Annotated in this window: 6 protein-coding genes; 4 read left to right on the top strand and 2 right to left on the bottom strand. The window is 64.2% G+C overall.

From position 1 onward, the window contains the following. The first annotated feature begins 253 nt into the window (after positions 1-253). The 3 genes from B9C43_RS55275 to B9C43_RS55260 all read left to right on the top strand — a co-directional run bounded on the left by B9C43_RS55275 (position 254) and on the right by B9C43_RS55260 (position 4080). Positions 254-1912, top strand: a complete 1659-nt coding sequence (locus tag B9C43_RS55275) for a hypothetical protein (protein ID WP_084434817.1) — start codon at positions 254-256, stop codon at positions 1910-1912. A gap of 496 nt (positions 1913-2408) precedes the next feature. Beyond that, entirely contained in the window at positions 2409-2588 is a 180-nt protein-coding gene (locus B9C43_RS55265) for a hypothetical protein (protein WP_084434819.1), read from the top strand. Positions 2589-2604: 16 nt separating this feature from the next. Next, positions 2605-4080: an alkaline phosphatase D family protein gene (locus B9C43_RS55260; RefSeq protein WP_084434820.1), complete on the top strand. Its 1476-nt coding sequence runs from the start codon at positions 2605-2607 to the stop codon at positions 4078-4080. A gap of 301 nt (positions 4081-4381) precedes the next feature. Here the strand turns inward: B9C43_RS55260 and B9C43_RS59530 are convergent, their stop codons facing one another. Both B9C43_RS59530 and B9C43_RS59525 read right to left on the bottom strand, forming a co-directional pair. Then, complete coding sequence (locus tag B9C43_RS59530; RefSeq protein ID WP_235039437.1) at positions 4382-4630, bottom strand: transposase; 249 nt, start codon at positions 4628-4630, stop codon at positions 4382-4384. 150 nt (positions 4631-4780) lie between these two features. Beyond that, positions 4781-5248: a hypothetical protein gene (locus B9C43_RS59525; protein ID WP_160097493.1), complete on the bottom strand. Its 468-nt coding sequence runs from the start codon at positions 5246-5248 to the stop codon at positions 4781-4783. Between the two features lie 40 nt (positions 5249-5288). Between B9C43_RS59525 and B9C43_RS55250 the strand changes: the two genes are divergently transcribed. Next, the gene (locus B9C43_RS55250; RefSeq protein ID WP_084435127.1) at positions 5289-5468 is read left to right on the top strand and encodes a hypothetical protein; all 180 of its coding nucleotides are present in this window, start codon (positions 5289-5291) and stop codon (positions 5466-5468) included. Positions 5469-6090: the final 622 nt, after the last annotated feature.

Genomic DNA, 6090 nt, shown 5'->3' with positions numbered 1-6090 from the left:
GGTCTCAAATCTGGTGTCGTAGTCTCATGGCCAATGTCGTATGGATGTCCTATACGACATCGCCGTGAGATTGCTCCTCGGCGTCTGGCCGATTCTCGCCATGCTTTGTCGTTCGCTGCCCATCGTCGGTTTAGCTAGGGGCCCCGACAATGGCCCTTTGCGTTCGTCGGGGTTGTCAGCAAAGACTGCGGTTTGTGGGCGTGGACTGGATTTCATGATCTTGAGGCGGCGGTGACGGCGGAGGGATTGGGGCATGATCTCGAGACGTCTGGCGACCTTCACCAAGGTGGGTGCCGTAACACTGTTGCTCGGCGCTCTTTCGTTTTCCTCAACGGCATCCGCGGTGCCTTCAGCAGTGGCGCTTTCGCTTCCGGAGAAGGTGCAGCGGATGCTTTCGCAGGGTGCGCTGGCCCGCTGGTATGCCCAGCATCCGGAGCAGGTCTCGGCCGGCATGCGGGCGAGGCCGGACTGGATCGCGGCGCTGGGCGCTCGTGTCAACGCGGTGCCCCGGGCGCTTGCGCCGGGCGACTTTCCGATGCGCCGGGCGCTGTTTAATCGTGACGATCTCGGCCTGCCGCAGAACGAGGAGTCGGTCGATCGCTGCTCGTCGAACGGCAACCTGGTGTTGGCGGGGACGAACGACTACCGGGGTCTGCTCAACCCGCTCGGCAACTTCACCGGCTGGCACTTCTCCGACAATGGTGCGACCCTGACCAGGGAGGGGCTGCTGCCAGCCGTCACCTTCGCTGACGGTGTTGCGGTGCCGTCGAGTGGCGATCCGGTGGTGGCCTTCGACGCGGCCTGCAACGCGTACATGGCCACCCTCAACCTGGTCTTCGTCGACGGGGTGCCGACACATAGCGGCATTGGCGTCTACCGCACGACGGCCGGCACGCTGGGGTCGTGCCCCGGCGGTGACGACCCCACCTGCTGGCCGACCCGTACGCTGGCAGATCAGGTGATCTCTCCCGATCCGGCACACTTCCACCTCCTCGACAAGCCGTGGATGGCCGTCGGGCACAGCGCCGGGCAGACCGTGATCTGGGTGACCTACACCGACTTCGCGGTCGACTTCCCCAATGTCACCACCACGATCAAGGCGGTGCGCTGCGAGGCCAACCTGACCAGCTGCGGCAAACCGATCAATCTCAGTGCCGGTGGCAGCGATGTCCAGTTCAGCGATGTGACCGTCGGGCCCGATGGCCGGACCTACGTGACCTGGGTCGAGGATCGGATCACACCGAACGACGGGGAGACCTTCGTCATCAAACTGCGGGTGGCCGAGGCCGGCAGCAGCGAGTTCAGTCCGGAGGGGGTGGTCACCACCGAGCTCGAGCCGATCGGTTTCGGCGGTGTCCTGCACGCCAACGACTTCCGCGTCGCCACGTACCCCAAGCACGACGTGAAGATCGTGAACGGGATACCGCGGATATTCGTGATCTGGGAGTCGTGCCAGTCCCGTCCGCTCAACGTCATCTGCGAGTTCTCACGCATGCGGATGACCTTCTCCGACAGCTTCGGCGCGGGGTGGAGCAACCCGACAACGCTGTCGGCGGGCGGGGACAACTACTTCGGCACGTTGTCCGCCAATCCGGGTGGTGCGAACCTCGCGGTGGCGTACTGGACCAGCCGGTTCGATCCGGTGTTCGGCAACCGGCAGGACCTCGAACTGGTCACTGTCGGGCCCCAGGGCACCGTGGTCAACCGGCAGCGGCTGACAACCCCGTCGAACGAGCCCGAAGCCGACCCGTTCCTCCGTGGCTTCTTCATCGGTGACTACATCGAGGTCACCGCACGCGCTGACAACGCGTTGGTGGCATTCAACGCCAACTATCGAAAGCAGGCTCTCGGTCTGGACGCCAGCCTACCCACCGCCCAACAGGACAACTACCTAGCCCAAGCCCCGCTCTAACCAACCAGATGGTGGCGTCGCCGAAGCACGCAGGGCCGCCACCCTCACAAGAACCCGAAGACGAGAAGCGTCGGAATCAAAGCACGGAAACGCGCGCTGGTCGCCGCGATCCGCCGGGACGCGGACGTCCGACTTATCCGGACGGACGCCATCTTCCCGCCGAGACCACGAGTTTTGTGGATCGCCGACGGGAGATCTGGTGGCCGGCCGGTGCAATGGCGGCCGTAGCCGAGGAGACTCCGCAGATGGTGCTCGATCGGAGCGGACGAATGAGCTGGGCGTTGGTCGATATGCTGTCGCAGCTGAACCTGGTCCACAGAACCACGCTCCTGGCCGCGGCTCTGATGCTGGCGGTGGCAACTCGGCGGCGGCCGACAGTGAACGCTGCTCGGTCCGCCCGTCCTGCGCCGGCCGGGGCACGTTCGCGTCCTATGGCGAGGTCTTCACCGTCTACGACCACAAGGCAGACGGGCACTCCGCGGTCCTGCTCTACTAGTTGCCCGACGGCTACGGCCCGCGCCTGGTGTGGAATCCCAACGGCAACGGCACGAGAGTCACAGCAGACCTCGAGCTGCCGGAGGGCAGTTGGGTCACCTACCGAGTGTGCCTGGGCAAGTACGGAGCCAAGGACGTGCTCGAGAAAACCTGTGGTGCCACCATAACCGACTTCGCATGAGCATGAAGGGGCCAGCATGTCAAAGCTGAACCGTCGTACTCTCCTCGTTGCGGCGGGAATCACCGCCGCGGTTCCTCGGGCGGTCAGGGCGGCCTCGGACCCGTTCCAGTTGGGTGTCGCGTCCGGCGATCCGAGGCCGGACGGAATGGTGTTGTGGACAAGGCTCGCCGCCGCCCCGCTCGATGCCGACGGCGGCATGGGCACCCGGACCGTCCGTGTCGACTGGGAGATCGCCACCGACGCGAGATTCGTCAACATTGTCCAGACCGGACGCGAGAATGCTGTGCCCGCCGACGGTCACAGCGTGCACGTCGAGCCACGAGGCTTGGCGCCCAACGCCTGGTATTTCTATCGCTTCAAAGCCGACCGCCATATCTCGCCGGTCGGCCGCACCCGCACCGCGCCCGCGCGCGGCGCCAGCGTAGCCTCGCTGGAGTTCGCGTTCGCGTCCTGCCAGCACTTCGAGGTCGGCTGGTATCACGCCCACCGTTACATCACGGCCGACAACCCCGACGTCGTGTTGTTCCTCGGCGACTACATGTACGAGAAGCCAAGCCGTCAGGCCCACAAGGTCCGCCGGTATGTCGCCCTCAACAACGAGGCGAACACATTGTCGGAGTACCGAATCCGCTATGCCCAGCACCATCTCGACCCGGATCTCAAGGCGTGCCACGCGGCCGCCCCCTGGCTAGTGGTCTTCGACGACCACGAGGTGAAGAACAACTGGTACGGCGTGCGGTCAGCCATCCCCGAGCAGCGACGCAAAGACGCCTTCCGAGCGTTCTGGGAGAACATGCCGCTGCCGAAGGCGATGAAACCGACGAGTGCCGCGATCAAGCTGTATCGCCGCATCGAATGGGGAACCCTGGCCCGCTTCCACATGATGGACACGCGCCAGCACCGCAACAAGCAGGCGCCGGCGAGAGACTGCGGCAAGGTCAACAGCACGACCCGCACGCTCACCGGCCCGGCGCAGGAGCAGTGGCTGCTCGACGGCCTGACGGCACGCGGCTCAGGCTGGGATTTCCTGGGCCAGCAAGTGTTCTTCGCGCACCGCGACTACGACGGCGATCCCCGCACCTGCGACGGAAACAACGATTCCTGGGACGGCTACCGAGCCAACCGCGCGCGGATCATCCAAGGTTGGATCGACCGCACGGTCCGCAATCCCGTTGTCCTGACGGGTGATGTGCACACCCACTGGGCGAACGACCTGCGCCTCAACCGAACCGGCCCAATCGTCGGCACCGAGCTCGTGACGAGCTCCATCACCTCGAAGGGCAGGAACAAGCCCGGTGGCGCGAGGAACAATCCGGGCTTGAACTTCATCGGCAACCACCGCGGCTACGTCCGGGTGACCGTGAACGCGCAGCAGCTCACGGCCGAATGGACCCGGCTGAGCTCGATCCAGGAACGAGACCCGGCCAAGGTCACCATGTCCGTGTCCCGGAGATACGTCGTGCTGGACGGCCAGCCGGGCCTGACCATCTAACGACCTCGTGCATGGTTGCTGATCTTGGCTGAGGCAGGGAATTGTGCGGGTTGTCAGCAATGATCTGTCCAACCTCGGCTGGGCGCGTGGCATGACGAGGCCGGTGCGCGCGAGGTGGTGGGCGGCGCCTGGTCGCAGTAGACGAGGCCCGTGTCCTGTGACAGTTGATCTTCCTCCTCGTCAGTGAATCCTGGTTTTGCCACTGAGGTTGTTCGTCTCTTGATCGTTCTGGGCGGGACAAGCCGCCGGACTGACAGAACGCCGTGTGCCCTGCGCTTGCCGAAAATGTCATCCGTGCAGGTCAGGCGGCATGGTGGTACTCGTTGAGGATTCCTCCCAATCGCGGGCGTCGGCGGACGTTGAGACTGATGATCTTGGTCTGGTGTGTGATCGGTGGTGGTAGTGGTTGTAGCGGTCGGGAGTTGGCGATGCCTTGGTGAGGTCGGTGGTTGTTGTAGTGCCGCTCGTATTGACGGAGCGTGAGGAGTAGGTGTCGTTGGTTCCGGATCAAGGTGCGGTCAAGGAGTTCGTATCGGCAGGTTGTATCCACCGCTCGACGATCGAGTTCATTCTCGGCATCGGATGCCACTCAGGAGGACCTGGATGCTGGCGTCGGCGAGGATGGCGTCGAACAGGGGAGGGAATTTGCCGTCTCCGTCGCGGATCAGGAATCGCGCTCGGCAGTGGGCGTCCTCGAGGTCTATGACGGGTTGCGAGCGGCCTGCATGACCCAGGCCGCGGTCGGATGGGGTGTCGCGCCAAGGATGCGGATCCTGCGGTGGGCGTGTTCGATGACGGCCAGCACGTACATCCGTGCACCGGTCAGGGTGACTGTTTCGAAGAAGTCGCAGGCCAGCAGGACCTGCGCCTGGGAACGGAGGAACTGTGCCCAGGTGCTGGACGCGCGTTTGGGTGCGGGGCCGACGCCGCGGAGCGTGGCGGAGGCAAGGCTACGCCGCCGTTCCAGGCCGACGTAGCCGAATCCACTGTGAGTGGTCGAGATTCCCTTGTGCGGTGAAGGTTTCTGGCGTTTGCGGTCACCGGACGTGCGCGGTCTGGCAGCGCGGACTCGATGTACATCCGGAGCCGAGGCGAGTTTGTGTCCGTCTTTGATGGCTTCGAACTGGGTCGCTGTGTTTGTTCTGGTTTCGCGTTGGGTACGTGACACGCGTGCCTTGAGCGGACAGGGCAATCGGAGGGGGTGACTCGTGGAGGATTCTGCTACGGCAGAGGCGCCTGAGCCGACGTCGGGGACCGGTGACCTGGTCGCGGACCTGCAGGAACGCATCGGCCGTCACACTCAGCAGCTCGCCGAGCACGCTCGAGAACTTCACCAGCTGCGCGAGGATCTGGACGGGCTGACTCAACGCCTTGATTCAGCCAGTTAGCTCGTGCGGGCGGCCCGTGCCCAATGTAACTAATGGCTGCTCATCCTATGGCGATCAAGGTCGTTCCGCCGTCCGGCGGCAGTGGCGAGCGCGCTAGGCTTGACGGTTTTCTTCACGGCGAAGGCCGATGGCCAGCGCGGCTATCGGATCAGTCGAGCAGGCCGTTGAGCAGGCACCTTCACCTGATCACGAGTCTGGATCTGACTGCTGGATGCCGTATCGACAGTCCGGGTGCCCCATGGCGAGAGAAAATCTGTGGTGGCTGGGGTAGACATTCGTCGATGGGTGTGTGTAGTCTTCTCCTTGTAGCGAGAGAGAATGTCTAGCAGGCGCGGGAGAGGATGTAACTACCCGCGAGGTGAGACACAACGGTCGCGTGTGGTGACGGTTTCGACAACGTCTTCGCGGCCGAGTAGGACCGGGACCAGAAGTTCAGGCAGTGCGGGTCCCGATGAGGAAGTGCAAGGCGCGGGTGGAGCTGGTGCGCCCGCGAAGCTGGTGAAGTAGCAGTAGTACGAGGACAGCAGTAAAGACGGTCAGGTGGCCGGAGCCGATCGGTTGAAGGGGTTCCGGCCACTGGCCAGTGGCGCGTCATGCGTGCTGGGGCCGATCTAGGCAAGGG

The organism is Kibdelosporangium aridum, from assembly GCF_900176515.1.
Classification (GTDB): domain Bacteria; phylum Actinomycetota; class Actinomycetes; order Mycobacteriales; family Pseudonocardiaceae; genus Kibdelosporangium; species Kibdelosporangium aridum.
This window is presented reverse-complemented; position numbering and strand designations above follow the sequence as displayed.

What these genes read in the sequence shown, in the direction of transcription:
- B9C43_RS55275 (WP_084434817.1), top strand. Translation starts at nt 254, where the DNA reads ATGATCTCGAGACGTCTGGCGACCTTCACCAAGGTGGGTGCCGTAACA.
- B9C43_RS55260 (WP_084434820.1), top strand. Translation starts at nt 2,605, where the DNA reads ATGTCAAAGCTGAACCGTCGTACTCTCCTCGTTGCGGCGGGAATCACC.